Below are 16,186 nucleotides of genomic sequence, written 5' to 3'. Positions count from 1 at the left end.
CCGTCCAACGAGCTGCCGACCTGCGACATTCCGCTCTGACACGAATGCGGGGCGATGTCCGCTCAGCGCGAACAAGACCCGATCCGGCAGGACCAGAGCACCCGTTCGGGTGTCCTCGGTTGATCTAATCTCGCACGCTGGACTTCGCTCTGCTACCAATAGGTACCACCATCGGAGTACCCGCCACTGGATCAGGGATCACCCGAGCGTTCAACCCGAAAACGTCCGCCAGCAATTCCTCGGTGAGCACGTCGCTCGGCGTGCCCTCCTCGACGATCACGCCATCGCGCATCGCCACCAGCCGGTCCGCGTAACGGGCGGCCAGGTTCAGGTCGTGCAGCACCATCACCACGGTCCGGCCGCTCTCGTCGTGCAGCCTGCCGATCAGGTCCAGCACCTCCACCTGGTGCGCCAGGTCCAGGTACGTCGTCGGCTCGTCCAGCAGCAGCAGGTCCGTGCCCTGCGCCAACGCCATCGACAACCAGGCGCGCTGGCGCTGGCCGCCGGAGAGCTCGTCCACCGCCCGCTCGGCCAGGTCGCCGATGCCGGTCAACGCCAGTGACTCCGCCACGGCCTGCTCGTCGTCCGAGGACCACTGCCGGTACCAGGACTGATGCGGATGCCTGCCGCGCGCGACCAGGTCGGCGACCGTGAGGCCCTCCGGGGCCTGCGGCGTCTGCGGCAGCAGGCCCAGCACGCGGGCGACCTCCTTCGTGGGCATCTTGTGGATCTGCTTGCCGTCCAGCAGCACCTGCCCGGCCTTCGGCGGCAACAGCCTCGCCAGCGCGCGCAGCACCGTGGACTTGCCGCAGCCGTTCGGGCCGATGACGGCGGTGATGGTGCCGTCGAGCACATCGATGTCCAGGCCGTCGACGACGACCCGATCGCCGTAGGCGAGCCGCAGCTCCTGCCCCTGGAGCCGTCGCCGCGGCGGGGCGGACTCGGAGCCCACCGCCTGGCTGGGTGTGGACACGGGTGAGGTCATGCGCGGTCCTCCCGGTACCGACGGACGAGCAGATAAATCAGATAGGGGGCGCCCAAGATCGCGGTGACGATGCCCACCGGCATCTCCGCCGCCCCGAACGCCGTCCGGGACAGCAGGTCGGCCACCACCACCAAGGAGCCCCCGAGCACCAGCGAGGTCACCAGCGGCGGCCGCGAGGACCGGGACAGTCGCAGCGCGATCTGCGGCGCGGCGAGGGCGACGAACTGCACCGGCCCCGCCGCCGCCGTCGCGATCGAGGCCAGCACCACGGCCGCCAGCAGCAGCACGCCGCGCGCCAGGTTCACCCGCACCCCGAGGCCGCGCACCGTGTCGTCGTCGAACTGCAGCGCGCCCAGTGCGTGCGCCCCCACCAAGGTCAACGGCAGCAGCACGGCCAGCGCGATCGCCGTCGGCACCACGTGGTCCCAGCCGCGGGCGTTGAGGCTGCCCGTCAGCCACACCATCGCCCGCCCGGCGTCGTTGACGTCGCCCACCGTGAGCAGCCAGTAGATCGCGTTGCCTGCCAGCGCGGTGATCCCCACGCCGACCAGCACGATCCGGTACGAGTCGACGCCGCCCCGATACGCCAGCCCGTAGATCGCGAACCCGGCGAGCAGACCGCCGAGCAGCGCGACCACCGGCAGGCCGACCGCCTCCGCGAGCCCGCCCAGCGCGCCCGCTGAACCGCCGAACACGATCACCGTGACGGCCGCCGCGCCCGCACCCGAGGTGATGCCGAGCATGTCCGGGCTGGCCAGCGGGTTGCGAGCCACGGCCTGCGTGATCGCGCCCGCCAATCCCAGCGCCGCTCCCACCAGCACCGCCGTCAACGCGCGCGGCATGCGCAGGCCGAACACCACGTACTGGTCCGCGTAGTCACCGCCGCCGAACAAGGTGACCAACACCTGTCCCGGACTCAGCTGGTACTCGCCGAGGCCGATGTCCAGCAGCACGCCGCCGAGCAGCACCACCAGCCCGCCGAACAACACCAGCAGTGGACGCAACCGGAACACTCCGGAGACGCGACCGAGCCGCAGCGGCGACCGGCCGGGCACCCGCTCGGGGGCGTCGAGAACCTGAGTCACAGCCGCACCAGCTTCCTGCGCCGCACCAACGCGATGAAGAACGGGGCGCCGACCATCGCCAGCATCACCCCGACCTGGACTTCAGCCGGCCGCGCCACCATCCGCCCCACGATGTCGGCCAGCAGTACCAGCGACGACCCCAGCAGCGCCGAGAACGGCAGCAGCCAGCGGTGATCGGCGCCGGTGAAGTACCGGGCGATGTGCGGCACCACCAGGCCGACGAAGCTGATCGGCCCGCACACCGCGGCGGACGCGCCCACCAGCACCGCGATCGCCAGCACGCCGAGCCGCCGCGTCCACTGGACGCGGTGCCCGAGGCCGCGGGCGACGTCCTCGCCCAGCGCCAGCGCGTTGAGCCCGGACGAGTTCGCCAGCCCCAGCACCACCCCGGCCACCAGGAACGGCAGCACCTGCCAGATCACGCCGGGATCGGTGACGGCGATCGAACCGACCTTCCAGAACCGGTAGGTGTCCAGGCTCTCCTGATCGCTGAGCACCAGCGCCGAGGTCAAGGCCTGCAGCAGCGCGCTGATCGCCATGCCCGCCAGCGCCAGCGTCACCGGTGTCGCGCCCGCACCGCCCATCGAGCCGATCGCGAACACCGCCAGCGCCCCCAGCAGCGCGCCGACGAAGCCGAACCAGATGTAGCCGTAGAGGCTGCTGATGCCGAAGGAGTACACGGCCAGCACCACCGCCAGGGCCGCGCCCTGGGTGATGCCGAGGATGCCGGGGTCGGCGATGGGGTTGCGGGTGTGGCCCTGCATCAAGGCGCCCGCGAGACCCAGCGCGGCGCCGACGAGCACTCCGACGACGGTGCGCGGTAACCGCAGGTCCCAGACGATCAGCGAGTTCTCGGAGCCCGCCGGGGCGACCAGCGAGGTCCACACGTCGCCGAGCGGAATGGACTTCGCCCCGATCGCGATGCTGAGCAGGCAACTGACCACGAGCACGCCGAGCAGCACTGCCAGGCCCAGCAGCCTCCGTCTGCGGCGAGCTCCGAGCCGGGGCGCCGACGACTCCGGCGCGTCCGCGCGCTCGGTGCCGGGCGGGCTCCCGACGGTTCCGCTGCGGCTCAAGGTCCCACTCTCCGCTCGTCCGGTCCGCCACCTGGCCCCAAGTTAGGTTAGGCCGCCCTAAGGCTAACGGACGGGTCCGGCCCGGCGGACCGGTTCACGGAAGCCGGTGCGGGTTCCCCTCATCACTCGCTGCCGGCCGGGACCGAGAACACGATTTCCAGTTGGTCGGCATCGATTCCGAAACGGATCACTGAGGGATTTCCCTGGCCCGTACCGGCGATCGGAGTAGCGGCGACGGCAATCTTGCGGCGCATCCGGTCTCGCGAAGGATGAAATCCCGGCGGTTAACGCCGAACGGGACCTGACTCATGAAACGCGCTCACGTAACACTCACCGCGGCGATTTCACCACCGCGCCGGCCGGACGGCGGGCTGATGTTCACGGAAAACGACCTCCGGTGTAGAACGTGCGCGGAACACGCGCGCACCGGCAAACGAGCGAGCCACAAAACCGGCCACCGACAAACGCGGGCCGCCTGAACACCGAAGGTGACAATCCCGATCTGCGAACAGCGGACGCACGCGGCAGGGCCATCAGCATTCCTGGTGCGGACGAACATCGGATCAGGTGCGGCTGGAAGGAAGATTCGTGATGCGGCATCCGGCGCAGTCGATCGGATGCCGCGGAACACGGCCTCGATGACAGGGATCCGGATGTCCCGTTCAGTGACCGCGCGTAGATCGACGACTCCGCCCCAACGGTGAACACGATCCATTGACGTGTTCCGCGCGAAGATCCGCGACTCGACCGGCCCCGGATAAGACGCAGGGGGCACCGGGAATCCCCGGTGCCCCCTGATCGCGCCAGTACGGCTTCAGTTCGCCTTGTGGTACTGGTCCACGATGTCCGCGGGGATCCGGCCCCGGTCCGAGACCTTCAGGCCGCGCTTGCGCGCCCATTCCCGGATGGCCTGGTTCTGCTCCCGATCCGCACTGGTGGAGCCGCCCGCGGCGCGACCGGCTGCGGCGGGGCGCGGACCAGGCTTCTTGCGGCCTCCAGCGCGGCGAGCGCTGGAGACGTAGCCGGACAGCGCGTCGCGCAGCTCGCTCGCATTGTCGTTGGAAAGGTCGATCTGGTACGAGACACCGTCCAACGCGAACTCGACCGTTTCATCAGCCTGGCCGCCGTCGAGATCGTCGACAAGCGTGACCGTGACCTTCTGCGCCATGATGGCAGTCCTCCCCGGAGTTTTCCGCAATAAACACCGATGACGGCGCGACTCTGCCGAGACGCCCTGCCGAGAGCTTCCCGGGTCCGACTCTCGCCCCGGGCCACACCGACTGCCCTTACTGAACTTCCCGGCAGATCCGCTCAATCCGAACGCTCCACCGGGCACTCCGGTCGACCTTGCAGTGAGCCCTTCGGCCTTCTGCCGGGTTCGTCGGCCGGCGCTCGGGGCGGCCACTGTTCGAGCCGTCCCGCTACCGGCCTGATGGAGTTCGACAGAGTTAGACAGTGCCCAACAATAGCCGTCATCGAAGCCTTCACCGAACATTGTCACGGTCAGGTTAGCGCAGGCTCTCCACAAACGCACTCACCCCGCCGAGGAAAAACCTAGGGGTCTCCCCGGATCGGGTCATTCCGGACGCTCGACGGAAGCGGATCGTGCAGCTCGTTACGTACTCCGGTGCACCACATCTACGGTGCCGACGGGACATTCCCGCACTCCGGGTACACAACATTCCGCACTCATCGGCAAGCAGAAAGTGCGCACTCACCGCCCAGGACCTCGGTCGCCGTCGACTCTTCGACCACCGCATACCGCTCTCCCGGCAAGCCGACAAGAAGTATCGACCCGGCACGGCGGCGAGTAGTGGTGAGCTGTTAACGACATCCCGCATCGGGATTCCGCTTTCCCACCGCCGCGCTTCCGACGTACCGACGCGCGCGAAAAAGAACCGGTCGGGCGGTTCTCCGGCGAGTCGCCGCCCCGGGAAGAGGAGCGCAAGCGGGGTCAGCGGAAGTTGCGGTCGTAGACCAAGCGCAGCCCGAGCAACGTCAGATCCGGCACGTGATGGGTGATCGTCTCCGATTCGGCGACCACCAGCGGCGCCAGACCACCCGTGGCCAGCACCGCCGCCGTTCCACCGTGCGTGGATTCCAGTTCGGTGACGATCCGCCGCACCAATCCGTCCACTTGGCCCGCGAAGCCGTACAGGATGCCCGATTGCAGGCATTCGACCGTGTTCTTGCCGATCACCGAACGGGGCCTGGTCAGCTCCACTTTGCGCAACTGAGCGGCCCTGGAGGCCAGCGCGTCCAGTGAGATCTCCACTCCCGGCGCGAACGCCCCGCCGAGGAACTCGCCTTTGGCCGAGATGACGTCGACGTTCGTGGAAGTGCCGAAATCGACCACCACGCAGTTCGTCGCATGCAGGTGATGCGCCGCCAGCGCATTGATGACCCGATCCGCACCGACCTCTTTGGGGTTGTCGACCAGCAGCGGCACACCGGTGCGCACTCCCGGCTCCACCACGATGCGCGGAACGCCGTCCCAATAGCGGCCGAGCATGACGCGCAGCTCGCGCAGCAAGGACGGCACGGTGGACAACGCGGAGATGCCGGTGATCCGCTCGGCGTGGTCGCCGACCAGACCGCGCACCGTCAGCGCCATCTCGTCGGCCGTCATCCGCGGTTCGGTCCGCATCCGCCAATCACGGACCAGGCCGCCGGCGGACCCGAACTTTGCCGATCCGCTCTGCTGGGATTCCGTGTCGTACAGGCCGAGGGTGATGTTCGTGTTGCCGACGTCCAGCGCGAGCAGCACCGGCTACCTCCCAAGTTCGGGGCGCACGATCAAGCCTCGGGCGCGGCCAGCAGCGCGTCCAGCTTCGCCGCGTCGTCGGTCTCGGACTCGGCCTGCCCGGCCGGGGCGGAACCGCTGGTCAAGCCGGAACCCTCGGGGGCTGCGGCCGGGTCGACGCCGCGTTCCAGCACGGTGTTACCGGCGTCCACGAAGATCACCTTCGGCTGGTGGGAACGGGCTTCCGCCTCGTCCATCACGCCGTAGGCGATGAGGATGACCAAGTCTCCCGGCTGCACCAGGTGCGCGGCGGCACCGTTGATGCCGATCACCCCGGACCCGCGCTCGCCGGTGATCACGTAGGTCTCCAGCCGGGCGCCGTTGGTGACGTCGACGATCGTGACCTGCTCGCCCTCCAGCAGGTCGGCCGCGTCCATCAGCTCGGCGTCGATCGTCACCGAGCCGACGTAGTGCAGGTCGGCCTGGGTGACCGTGGCCCGGTGGATCTTGGACTTGAGCATGGTGCGGAACATCGCGGACTACCTCCCCCACCGCCCGAGGCGGCCGGAATTCGAAGCCTGTGGTCTGGTGCGCGCCCGACGCGCGCGGGCTCACGCCGACAGCTGCACGAGCGCGTTGTCGAGAAGCCGGGTGTCGCCGACCTTCGCCGCCACCAGCAGCCGCGCCTCCCCCGATTCCGGCACCGGGCCGAGGTCGATGTCCCGCAGCTCCAAGTAGTCGACCTGCACCAACGGCTCGGCTTCCAGCACCGAGCGCGCCGCGGCCAGCACCGCCTCCGGACCTGCCGGACCCGCGTGCGCCCCGGCCGCCATCGCCGCGGACAACCCCAGCGCCGCCTGCCGCTGCGCATCGGACAGGTAGACGTTGCGCGACGACAACGCCAGCCCGTCGTGCTGCCGCACGATCGGCACGCCCTGGATGCGGGTGTCGAAGTTCAAGTCCCGCGCCATCCGGCGGATCAGCACGAGCTGCTGGTAGTCCTTCTCGCCGAACAGCGCCAGATCCGGGCGCACGATGCCGATCAGCTTCGCGACCACGGTGAGCATCCCGTCGAAGTGCCCCGGCCTGCTCGCGCCTTCCAGTTCCTCCCCCAGCGAACCCGCGGCGAGGCCGATCTGGTGGTCCGGCGCGTACATGTCCACGGGTTCCGGCGCGAGCACCAGCTCCACGCCCTCCTCCCGGCACAGGTCCACGTCGGACTCGAACGAACGCGGGTAGCGGTCGAGGTCCTCGCCGGGGCCGAACTGCAGCGGATTCACGAAGATCGACACGACGGTGACCGTGGCCGGCACCTTGCGGGCCGCGCGGATCAGTTCCAGGTGCCCTTCGTGCAGCGCGCCCATCGTCGGCACCAGGGTGATCGGGCGGCCGGTGGCGCGCAGCGCGCGCGTCACCTTCGCCAGCTCCGCCGGGCGGCGGTGCACCGTGAGCTCCCGCGCGGTGTAGCCCGGACCCGCGCCCACGTCGTCGGCTGTGCTCATCGCTGCTCCTCGTCGAGCGCCTCGTGTACTTCGGAAGCCGTCCGGGAATCGAGCAGGCCCGCCCGCTCGGCGCGGTCCGCGGTCCGCCGCGCCATCGCCACGTACCCGGCCACCATCTCCGGCGCCGTCTCGCGCAACGAACCCAGGTGCGCGCGGACCGTGCCGACGTCGCCGCGGGACACCGGGCCGGTCAAGCCCCGGTCGCCGAACCGCAGCGCGTTGTCCAAGGAAGCCGACAGGATCGGGGCCAGCACCCGGTCCGGGATCTCGATCCCCGCCTCCCGCAACAGGGCCGCGGACTCGTTGACCAGGGTGATCAGGTGATTCGAGCCGTGCGAGAGGGCGGTGTGGTACAGCCGCCGGGCGTGCTCCGGAACCCGGACGGGCTCGCCGCCGAGTTCCAGCGCGAGCGCCGCACCGACGCTCCAGGCCGCCTCGTCCTCCGGTGCCGTCACCGCCACGCACGCCGTGGCGAGCCGCTCCACGTCCTCGGCCCGGCCGGTGAAGGTCATCGCCGGGTGCAGCGCCAGCGTCAGCACGCCCAGCTCCGCGGCGGGCTCCAGCACGGCCGCGCCGTGGGCTCCGCAGGTGTGCAGCAGGATCTGGCCGGAACGCAGCGAATTCGTCGCGACCAAGCCGCGCAGCAGGCCCGGCAGCACGTCATCGGGGACGGCGAGAACGACCAGATCGGCCGCGTCGGCGACTTCGTCGGGCGGGCGCACCGGCACGGCGGGCAGCAGCTCCTCCGCTCGGCGCAGCGAGGCGTCCGACACCGCGGACACGGCCACGACCTCGTGCCCGGCGCGCGCCAGCGCCGCCCCGAGCACGGCACCGACACGTCCCGCGGACACCACTCCGACCCGCAGGCGAGGTCCCATCGCCACGTCGTCCTCCCAACCGTTCCAGTCCCGATTTCGGGTACCGGACAGCAGCGCGAGAGTAGCTGCTCTGTCTGGGGCTCGTTTTGCGTGGGTGGTCGGGTGGCGGAACCTCAGTTGGTCTCTCGCTGCGGGATCTTTTTCCCAAGTGGCTCCGCCACGAGGGAAAAAACTGTCCTCGCGAGAGACCAACTGAGAACCCGCGGGTGGTCGCCCTGCTTACGTGGGCTATGCGCTGACGCGCATACAGGCACGGCTTCGCCGCAAGGCAGGCGTGGCTTCGCCCGCCCTTCGCGGACTCCGCCGCCGAAAGCACGGCTACGCCGCAAAGCACGGCCTACGGCCGCAAGGCAGGCGTGGCTTCGCCCGCCCTTCGCGGGCTTCGCCGCCGAAAGCACGGCTTCGTCGTTGAGGAGCTTTCGGCGTGGGTTGTTCACTGCCGAGGCGGTTGGCCTGGTGGGTTCGGGCGGTTCGGGGGCTGTTGAGGTGCTCTGCGGGGTGCCGGCGGGTTTTGCTGCTGGGGGTTGCTCTGGGGTTGCTGCGGAGGCCCGGGGGGCGGCGCCGGGCGGGACGGCTGCTGCGGCGACTGCCTGGGCTGGGACTGTTGGGGTGCGCGCCGCGGGTCGGTCTGCGGAGTGAGGTCGGGTCGGGACGCCTCCTGCCGGGCGCCGCCGGACTGCGGACGCTCACCCTGCGGCTGAGCCCCCTGCTGCGGCACCGGCTGCTGCGGCCGGGAACCGGGACGGCGAACGCTCTGCGTCAGTTCGTGGATCTTCACCCGCGCGGTCTGGAACGCCTCCTGCGAGCCCACGGCCGAGCGCCGCGCAGCCTTCAGCTCCTCGATCAGCTGCTCCCGGCGAGCCCGCCGCACCGCGCTCGTCGTGCGCCCTTCCGCGGCCCGGTGCTGCAGGAACGCCAGCTCCGTCACGGCGATCTGGTAGTCCCGCACGGCCTTCGCGGCCTCCGCGCCCGCGCTCCTGCGCACCTTGCGCAGCCAGCCCTGGCGGCCCGCCAGCGAGGCCAGCATCTCCACCTCGCTGCGCGGGATCAGCCCGGCCCGCTGCAGCACCGGAAGCTGATCGGCCACGATGCGCTGCTCCCGCTTGCGCTGCCACGTCACCAGCCAACCGGTGCCCGCGAAGATCGGCAGCATGATCAGGAAGTACACGTTGAGGAAGCCCGTGCCGCCCAGCAGCGTCGACGCGTTCCACGCGGCGTGCAGCACCACCGCGAGCAGGAACCCGGCAGCGGGCCACAGCACGCGCTTCGTGGTGTCCGTGGTCCGTGAGGCCAGCCCGATCCCGATGCCCACCATCGAGCTGAACAGCGGATGCGAGAACGGGGCCAAGATCCCGCGCAGGATGAACACCGCGACCACACCACCGGTGGCGCTGCCCCAGCCCCCTTCGGAGAAGGCCTTGCCGAAGTACAGGATGTTCTCGGTGAACGCGAAACCTGCCGCCGTCAGGCCCGCGTAGACGATGCCGTCGACGAGGCCGTTGAACTCCGAACGCCGCCAGAACCACAGCGACACCACGAACAGCGCCTTCGCGGCCTCCTCCACCAGCGGAGCCATCAGCGCCCGCTCGAAGAAGACGTGGTCGCTCGGCCCGAACAGCAGCTCGCCCAGGCCGATCACGGAGTCGTTGAGCAGCAGCGAGCAGCCGGTCGCTCCGCCCGCGCCCCACAGGAAAGCGCCGAGCATCAGCATCGGCGGCTCCGGTTCCCAGCGGTCGATCCACACGATCGCGGCGAACACCACGCCGACCGGGATCAACGCCGCCAACGCGCCCACCAGCGCGGGCAGCACGCCCACCCTGGAGGTCGCGACACCCACCATGACCAGGCCGATGACACCGAGCAGCAACAACCCGGCGACCGGCCAGCCGACCGCGGAATGCTTGCGGGTCTGCAACCTGCGCGCACCGGAGATGTCGGGCACAGGACCGGAGAGATCAGGTGTGGACACGCCCGAAACCCTAGAACGCGGGGTCTTCGTCCTACACCGCCTGGGGCGGCATTACCCGATGTTCACCGCTGGACCGGTCGCGGGATCGGCGTCTCCACCCGTTCCTGCCTGCGGAATCGGTGCGGTGCAGCCGAGTCAGGCGCGGCGACGGCGGCGGCGCTTCGGTTCCGGCTGCGCGTCGGAGTCGCCGTAGGCCGCGAGCAGGTCGACGACGGAGGTGCCCTCGGTGTGCGCGCCCGCCTCGACCTGCCGGGTCGGCGTGCGGCGCTCGGCGTCGCCGGCGTCGGGCTCGGGCGGCGCCGGAGCGGCCTGCTGAGCGGTGTGCGCGGCCGCGTACGGCTGGGCTGCCGGGGACTGCTCGGGGGAGGCTGTTGCGGAGGGCTTGCCGGACGGGCGTGGGCGGTGTCCGGAACGGCCTGCGCCGCTGCCTGCTCGGGCTGGACCGGGCGCAGCCGGTCCGAAGTGGACTCCGGCCACGCGCCCTGGTTCCCGGTCTGCGCCGGGCGCTGCTTGCGCGTGTCGGCTGCCTGCCGCGGCGCGGGCCTGCCCTGCTGCGGCCGGGACTTGCGCGGTTTCGACGGGCGCGGCGGGGGCTGCTCGACGGGAGTCCGGGGCAGCACCTGCTCGTTCGGCGCCGGAGGCTCCACCTGGCCCTGATAGCCGGCGGGCAGCTGCCTGCCGGATCCATCGGTCTGCTGGATGATCCGCGGGTGCGCGCCGGTGTCACCGGACATGAACCGCGGCTGCTCGCCCGTCGCGGCGGGGCGTTCCGGCAGGGAACGCACCCGAGTGGACTCCGCTCGCAGCGCGACGCGCTCGAACAGCACGTCACCGCCGAGCATCTTCTCCAAGTTCTCCCGCAGGGCGCGCAATTCCGCTTTCAGCGCCTGGATCTCGGCGTCGGACTCCGCGGCCGCGGTGCGGCGTGCTTCTGCCTCCGCGGTCGCCTCGAACTCGCGGCGGGCGGCGATCTCCCGTTCCAGTTCGATCTCGTAGACGCGCTGGCGTTCCGCTTCCCGTTCGGCGGCGTCGGCCGCCTTGGCGCGCAGCTTCGCGACGCCGAACGCGCCCAGCAGCGCGGCCCACAGCGCGGCCACCAGTCCCAGCTTGAGCACCCGCGAGTCGTTGCTCAGCACCAGGATCGCGGTCGCGGCGGCGGCTAAGACCAAGGCGCCGACCCATAACACCGACGGACGCTGGTCAGCGGCTGCGGAACGGCCAGGGGCGGACATGGCCCCACGGTACCCGGCCTTTATCCGATCGAGACCCGCAGGGAACGGAGCGAACTGCGGTTCGGCGAACCGGACCAGCCCGAATGCCCCGAACGGGCCATGAAATCGTTGGCGCGCAAGAGAAATCTCGGAGTTCGCCCAGCTCGATCGCCGGACTCGGCGGTTGTGCGGCAGGTTCCGGCTCATCGTTGCCGGTCCTTGCTACCGCGAAAGAACGGCGAGGGATCAGTCCTCGTCGTCGTAGGGCTCTTCGGGGTCGTCCGGGTTGCGCAGGCAGTGCTCCAGCCACAGTCCGGCGGCCACCAGCGCCAACGCGCTGATCAAGCCGATCACCGCGGCCGTCATGTCGTCGCGGGCGGCCTGCATCGTGTCCTGGAGCGGCAGCAGGTGACCGAGCAGCCCGATCCACACCCCGCCCATGATCGACCCGGCCATCGAGGACGCCTTCGCCAACGCGACCGCGCGCGCCGCGGGCAGCGCGTCGACCGGCTCGGTGCCCGGCTTGCGCCGGATGCGCGGCCGCAGAGCCACCGCCAGCAGCACGTCGACCACCGCGATCACCAGCAACGTCGCCCCCGCCAACGCGGGCAGCCTGGGCAACCCGCCGTAGGCCAGGCGCGAACCGACGTACGCCAGCACCGCCGCGATCAAGGCGGCCAACATCAACTGCCGCGCCTGCGTGAACGTCATCCGTTCCTGCTGCCGAGGTGCCACCATTCCAGCATCGCACTCCACGCGGACCATCCCGCAAGGCACCGGCCGATCGACGCGGGTCGATCGGCCGATCAGTGTCTTGTCAGCGGCGAAGCCGATGAGCAGCGACCAGCTAGAGCAGAACGACCACCGGCGGATTCTCAGCGGCTTCCTCGCGCGGACGGCTTTTCCCTCGTTGGAGCCACTCGGGAAAAAGATCCCGCAGCGAGGAAGCCGCTGAGGTTCCGCTACCCGCCCCCTACGCAGACCACTCCGAAGCGATTTCGAAAAGGGACTTGAGTCTCCAGTGGCTGGAAGGTCGAGGGTTCATCTCGTGGACGACGCGCAGCGCTACACGATCGGAGAGCTCTCCCGGCGCACCGGGCTGAGCGTGAAGACCATCCGGTTCTACTCCGACAGCGGAGTCGTGCCGCCCACCGACCGCACGCACTCCGGCTATCGGCTTTACGACGTGACCGCCATAGCCAGGCTGGAACTGGTGCGCACCCTGCGCGAGCTCGGGGCCGGGCTCGACGAGGTGCGCCGCGTCCTGGCCGAGGAGACCTCGGTGCGGCGGCTCGCCGAGGCGCAACTGGCCCTCTTGGAGGACCAGATGCGGTTGCTGCGGACCCGCCGCGCGGTGCTGCGAGCGGTCGTACACCTGGACCGATCGACCGAAGAGGTGAAACTCATGCACAAGCTGGCGACGATGTCCGACGCGGAGCGCAACCGGCTCATCGACGAGTTCTGGGACGAGACCATCGGCGGCCTCGACGTGGACCAGCAGTTCGCGGCGTGGATGCGCTCGGCGAAACCGGAACTCCCGGACGACCCGAGCACCGAGCAGGTGGAGGCGTGGATCGAACTCGCCGAGCTCGTCGGGGACTCCGACTTCCGCACCACCGTGCGGCGGCTCTGGGAGCAGCAGGCCGCGCAGGCCGGCGGCGAGGATGCCACGCCGGTGCGGACGAAGGAGGAGGCCGCGCGCTGGTGGACGCTGTTCGAGGACATCGAGCAGGCCAAGGAGGCCGGGCACACCCCGGACTCTGAGCGCGGCCGGGAACTGGCCGAGCACGCCGCCGAGCTCTGGGCACGTCAGAACGGCTCGACCGACGGCCCGGCCGCGCGCGCCGAGCTCGCGGACAGCTTCGGGGCGCCCTACGACGAGCGACTGTCCCGGTACTGGGAGCTGCTGGCGATCATCAACGACTGGCCGCCGCACCCCACCACCGAGCGGCAGGCGCACTGGCTCGCCGACGCCGTGCGCGCCACCCTGCCCTGATCGAGGTAGGGCGCACGGCACCGACCGCCTCGGGCGGGGTGGATCCTTGGGGGTATCCACCCTGGCCGGGCACACCAGAACGAGCGGCCCGTTCGACCGGCATCGGTCGAGCGGGCCGTTCCGCACGCACCACCCGGACCCGACCGCTTCCGGAGCCATGACCCCTTCGCCCAACCCCACCGGGCGAGAAAGACATTCACCCGAAGCCAGTGGCCCCTTTGGCGATCCCACCGGGCGAAGGAGACATTCACCCGAGATCACCTCCGGAGCCATGCCTCCTTCACCCGAGACCGCCTCTGGCGTCAATGGCCCCTTTGACCGATCCCACCGGGCGAAGGGGACGTTCAGCTCGGGAGGTGCAAGGGGAGGTCGTCGCGGCGCTGCACGGAGTTGAGGTCCGCGGCGGGCAGCGCGCTGATCAGCTCGGCGATCGGGCCGTGGCCCGGCAGCACCGCGTCCGGCTCCACCACCGACCACGGGATCAGCACCGTGGCCCGATCGGGCGTACCGGGATGCGGCAGCAGCAGCTCCGGGTCCGCGCCGCGCACACCGTCCACGGTGACCACGTCCACATCCAGGGTGCGGGGACCCCAGCGGCGTTCCCGCAGTCGTTCCGCCGCGCGCTCCAGTTCCTGGCCGCGCCGCAGCCAACCCCATTCGTCCACGTCCGCGGCCGCCACGACGATCACCGCGTTGAGGAAGTCCGGCTGGTCGGTGACGCCCCACGGCGCGGTCTCGTAGACCGGCGATACCGCCACCACCGACTCGGCGAACCCGTCCACGGCCGACTGCAAGTGCGCCAACCGGTCCCCCAGGTTCGAACCGAGGGACAGCACCGCCCTGCTCATCGCCTCAACCGTTCCGGGCCGCGCGCCGCGAGCGGCGGATCGTGACCGCCACGTCGGCGAAGGTCAGCGGGATGGGCGCGGACGGCTTGTGGATCGTGACCTCCGCGGCGTGCGCTCGGCGGTCGTCCATGATGCCGTCGGCGATCTCCGCGGCCACCGTCTCGATCAGGTCCCGCGACGGCCCGGCCACGATGTCCGCCGCGCGCTGCGCCAGCTCGCCGTAGTGCAACGTCTGCGCCAAGTCGTCGTCGGCCGCCGCACCGGCGAGGTCCACCCACACCGTGATGTCGACCAGGAACTCCTGGCCGTCGCGCTTCTCGTGCTCGAAAACCCCGTGGTTGCCGCGCACCCGCAACCCGGTCAACGTGATCCGGTCAGCCAACGGTCCCTCCGGCGTTCCACGCCGCGGTCACCGCGACGGCGTCCAGCGAACTCCGCACATCGTGCACCCGCACCGCCCACGCGCCGCGATCCGCGGCCAGCGCCGAGACCACCGCCGTGGCCGTCTCGCGGCCCGCCGGGGCGCGCGGAGTGCCGTCGTCCTCGGCCAGCAACTTGCCGAGGAACCGCTTCCGCGAGGCGCCCACCAGCACCGGAAAGCCCAAGCCGACGAACTCGCTCAGCCGGTGCAGCAAGGCCCAGTCGTGCTCCCCGGTCTTCGCGAAGCCCAGCCCCGGATCGAGCACGATCGCGTCCTCCCGGACACCCGCCCGCAAGGCCAGGTCGACCTGGGCCAGCAGCTCCGAACGCACCTCGGCGACCACGTCGCCGTACTCGGCCAGCGAATTCATGTCCCGGCTGTGACCGCGCCAATGCATCAGCACCCACGGCACCCCGGTGTCCGCGGCGACCCGCGCCATGTCCGGATCGGCCAGCCCGCCGGACACGTCGTTGATCACCGAGGCGCCCGCTTCGGCGGTGGCCGCGGCGACCTCGGCGCGCGTGGTGTCCACGCTCACCGGGACACCGGCGTCGACCAGCTCCGCCACCACCGGCAGCACCCGCTCGATCTCGGTGCCCGCCGCCACCCGATCCGAACCGGGCCGCGTCGACTCACCGCCCACATCGATAATGTCGGCGCCGGCTTCGAACATGTCGACGCCGTGCGCCACCGCGGCCTTGCGGTCCAGGTAGCGGCCGCCGTCGGAGAACGAATCGGGCGTCACGTTCAGCACGCCCATCACCGCGCACCGGCCGGGCCGGGGAAGCAACACGCTCATCACGAACCTCTGATCAACGACAACGCCTCGGCGCGAGAAGAGGCGGAGCTGCGGAAGATACCGCGCACCGCGGAGGTCGTCGTCGTCGAACCCGCCTTGCGCACCCCGCGCATTCCCATGCACAGGTGCTCGGCGTCCACGACGACGATCACGCCGCGCGGCTCCAGCTTCCGCGCCAACGCGTCGGCGACCTGCGAGGTCAGCCGCTCCTGCACCTGGGGGCGCTTCGCGTACAGGTCCACCAGCCGCGCCAGCTTCGACAGGCCGGTGACCCGGCCCTTCTCGTTCGGGATGTAGCCGATGTGCGCGACCCCGTGGAACGGCAGCAAGTGGTGCTCGCACTGGGAGTACATCGGGATGTCGCGGACCAGCACGAGCTCTTCGTGCGCCTCGTCGAAGGTGCGGTCGAGCACCTCGTCGGGGTCGGTGTAGAGCCCGGCGAACAGTTCCTCGTAGGCACGGGCCACCCGGTCAGGCGTGTCCCGCAGACCTTCCCGGTCCGGGTCCTCCCCTGCCGCGAGCAACAGTTCCCGGATCGCGGCCGAAGCCCGTTCCTGGTCGAAAGCCGGTCGATCGGAACCGGTACCGCCCGGCCGGGAGTCGTCCCGTCCGGCACCGAGATTGCTGATCACGTGTTGCTCCTTCACCGGCTCACACCGCACCGAAAAGGGGC

At 70.5% G+C, this 16,186-nt stretch carries 17 protein-coding genes; 1 reads left to right on the top strand and 16 read right to left on the bottom strand.

The window, feature by feature from the left end; all coding sequences use genetic code 11:
* Window positions 1–124: 124 nt before the first annotated feature.
* The 12 genes from H2Q94_RS01585 to H2Q94_RS01535 form a co-directional block, all read right to left on the bottom strand.
* On the bottom strand, window positions 125–985 hold the full coding sequence (locus H2Q94_RS01585) for an ABC transporter ATP-binding protein (protein ID WP_243791221.1): 861 nt from the start codon (window positions 983–985) through the stop codon (window positions 125–127).
* On the bottom strand, window positions 982–2,070 hold the full coding sequence (locus H2Q94_RS01580) for a FecCD family ABC transporter permease (RefSeq protein ID WP_243791219.1): 1,089 nt from the start codon (window positions 2,068–2,070) through the stop codon (window positions 982–984). Before H2Q94_RS01580 ends, H2Q94_RS01585 begins: the two co-directional genes overlap by 4 nt.
* Window positions 2,067–3,146, bottom strand: coding sequence for a FecCD family ABC transporter permease (locus H2Q94_RS01575; RefSeq protein ID WP_397545409.1), 1,080 nt, complete (start codon window positions 3,144–3,146; stop codon window positions 2,067–2,069). The genes H2Q94_RS01580 and H2Q94_RS01575 overlap by 4 nt, the downstream gene beginning before the upstream one ends.
* A 122-nt stretch (window positions 3,147–3,268) precedes the next feature.
* Window positions 3,269–3,400 carry a hypothetical protein gene (locus tag H2Q94_RS30420; RefSeq protein ID WP_258718649.1) on the bottom strand — a complete coding sequence of 44 codons (132 nt, stop codon included), beginning with the start codon at window positions 3,398–3,400 and terminating at the stop codon, window positions 3,269–3,271.
* Between the two features lie 560 nt (window positions 3,401–3,960).
* Window positions 3,961–4,314 carry a histone-like nucleoid-structuring protein Lsr2 gene (locus H2Q94_RS01570; protein ID WP_184483511.1) on the bottom strand — a complete coding sequence of 118 codons (354 nt, stop codon included), beginning with the start codon at window positions 4,312–4,314 and terminating at the stop codon, window positions 3,961–3,963.
* 786 nt (window positions 4,315–5,100) lie between these two features.
* Window positions 5,101–5,913, bottom strand: coding sequence for a type III pantothenate kinase (locus H2Q94_RS01565; RefSeq protein ID WP_243791217.1), 813 nt, complete (start codon window positions 5,911–5,913; stop codon window positions 5,101–5,103).
* A 29-nt stretch (window positions 5,914–5,942) separates the two neighbouring features.
* On the bottom strand, window positions 5,943–6,422 hold the full coding sequence (gene panD / locus H2Q94_RS01560) for an aspartate 1-decarboxylase (RefSeq protein WP_243791215.1): 480 nt from the start codon (window positions 6,420–6,422) through the stop codon (window positions 5,943–5,945).
* Window positions 6,423–6,500: 78 nt separating this feature from the next.
* Window positions 6,501–7,391: a pantoate--beta-alanine ligase gene (gene panC, locus H2Q94_RS01555; RefSeq protein ID WP_243791213.1), complete on the bottom strand. Its 891-nt coding sequence runs from the start codon at window positions 7,389–7,391 to the stop codon at window positions 6,501–6,503.
* Complete coding sequence (locus H2Q94_RS01550) at window positions 7,388–8,269, bottom strand: Rossmann-like and DUF2520 domain-containing protein (RefSeq protein ID WP_243795469.1); 882 nt, start codon at window positions 8,267–8,269, stop codon at window positions 7,388–7,390. Before H2Q94_RS01550 ends, panC begins: the two co-directional genes overlap by 4 nt.
* A gap of 433 nt (window positions 8,270–8,702) precedes the next feature.
* A complete protein-coding gene (locus H2Q94_RS01545; RefSeq protein WP_243791211.1) occupies window positions 8,703–10,238 on the bottom strand; it encodes a PrsW family intramembrane metalloprotease in 1,536 nt (511 codons plus the stop codon).
* A gap of 62 nt (window positions 10,239–10,300) precedes the next feature.
* Window positions 10,301–11,470, bottom strand: a complete 1,170-nt coding sequence (locus tag H2Q94_RS01540; protein ID WP_243791209.1) for a DUF6779 domain-containing protein — start codon at window positions 11,468–11,470, stop codon at window positions 10,301–10,303.
* Between the two features lie 225 nt (window positions 11,471–11,695).
* On the bottom strand, window positions 11,696–12,160 hold the full coding sequence (locus tag H2Q94_RS01535) for a DUF3180 domain-containing protein (protein WP_243791207.1): 465 nt from the start codon (window positions 12,158–12,160) through the stop codon (window positions 11,696–11,698).
* 337 nt (window positions 12,161–12,497) lie between these two features.
* Between H2Q94_RS01535 and H2Q94_RS01530 the strand changes: the two genes are divergently transcribed.
* Window positions 12,498–13,445 (top strand): MerR family transcriptional regulator, encoded by a 948-nt coding sequence (locus H2Q94_RS01530; protein WP_243791204.1) that lies wholly within the window; start codon window positions 12,498–12,500, stop codon window positions 13,443–13,445.
* 344 nt (window positions 13,446–13,789) lie between these two features.
* Here the strand turns inward: H2Q94_RS01530 and folK are convergent, their stop codons facing one another.
* The 4 genes from folK to folE are packed head-to-tail and all read right to left on the bottom strand — an operon-like array spanning window position 13,790 to window position 16,142.
* Window positions 13,790–14,293: a 2-amino-4-hydroxy-6-hydroxymethyldihydropteridine diphosphokinase gene (gene folK, locus H2Q94_RS01525; protein ID WP_243791202.1), complete on the bottom strand. Its 504-nt coding sequence runs from the start codon at window positions 14,291–14,293 to the stop codon at window positions 13,790–13,792.
* A 4-nt stretch (window positions 14,294–14,297) separates the two neighbouring features.
* On the bottom strand, window positions 14,298–14,675 hold the full coding sequence (gene folB, locus H2Q94_RS01520; RefSeq protein WP_243791199.1) for a dihydroneopterin aldolase: 378 nt from the start codon (window positions 14,673–14,675) through the stop codon (window positions 14,298–14,300).
* Window positions 14,668–15,513 (bottom strand): dihydropteroate synthase, encoded by an 846-nt coding sequence (gene folP, locus H2Q94_RS01515; protein ID WP_243791197.1) that lies wholly within the window; start codon window positions 15,511–15,513, stop codon window positions 14,668–14,670. Before folP ends, folB begins: the two co-directional genes overlap by 8 nt.
* Window positions 15,513–16,142, bottom strand: coding sequence for a GTP cyclohydrolase I FolE (gene folE, locus H2Q94_RS01510; RefSeq protein ID WP_243795467.1), 630 nt, complete (start codon window positions 16,140–16,142; stop codon window positions 15,513–15,515). Before folE ends, folP begins: the two co-directional genes overlap by 1 nt.
* Between the last annotated feature and the right edge of the window lie 44 nt (window positions 16,143–16,186).

This window comes from Saccharopolyspora gloriosae, from assembly GCF_022828475.1.
In the GTDB taxonomy this organism is placed as follows: domain Bacteria; phylum Actinomycetota; class Actinomycetes; order Mycobacteriales; family Pseudonocardiaceae; genus Saccharopolyspora_C; species Saccharopolyspora_C gloriosae_A.
Note: the sequence above shows the minus strand (reverse complement) of the source record. Positions and strands in the feature narration are given on the sequence as shown.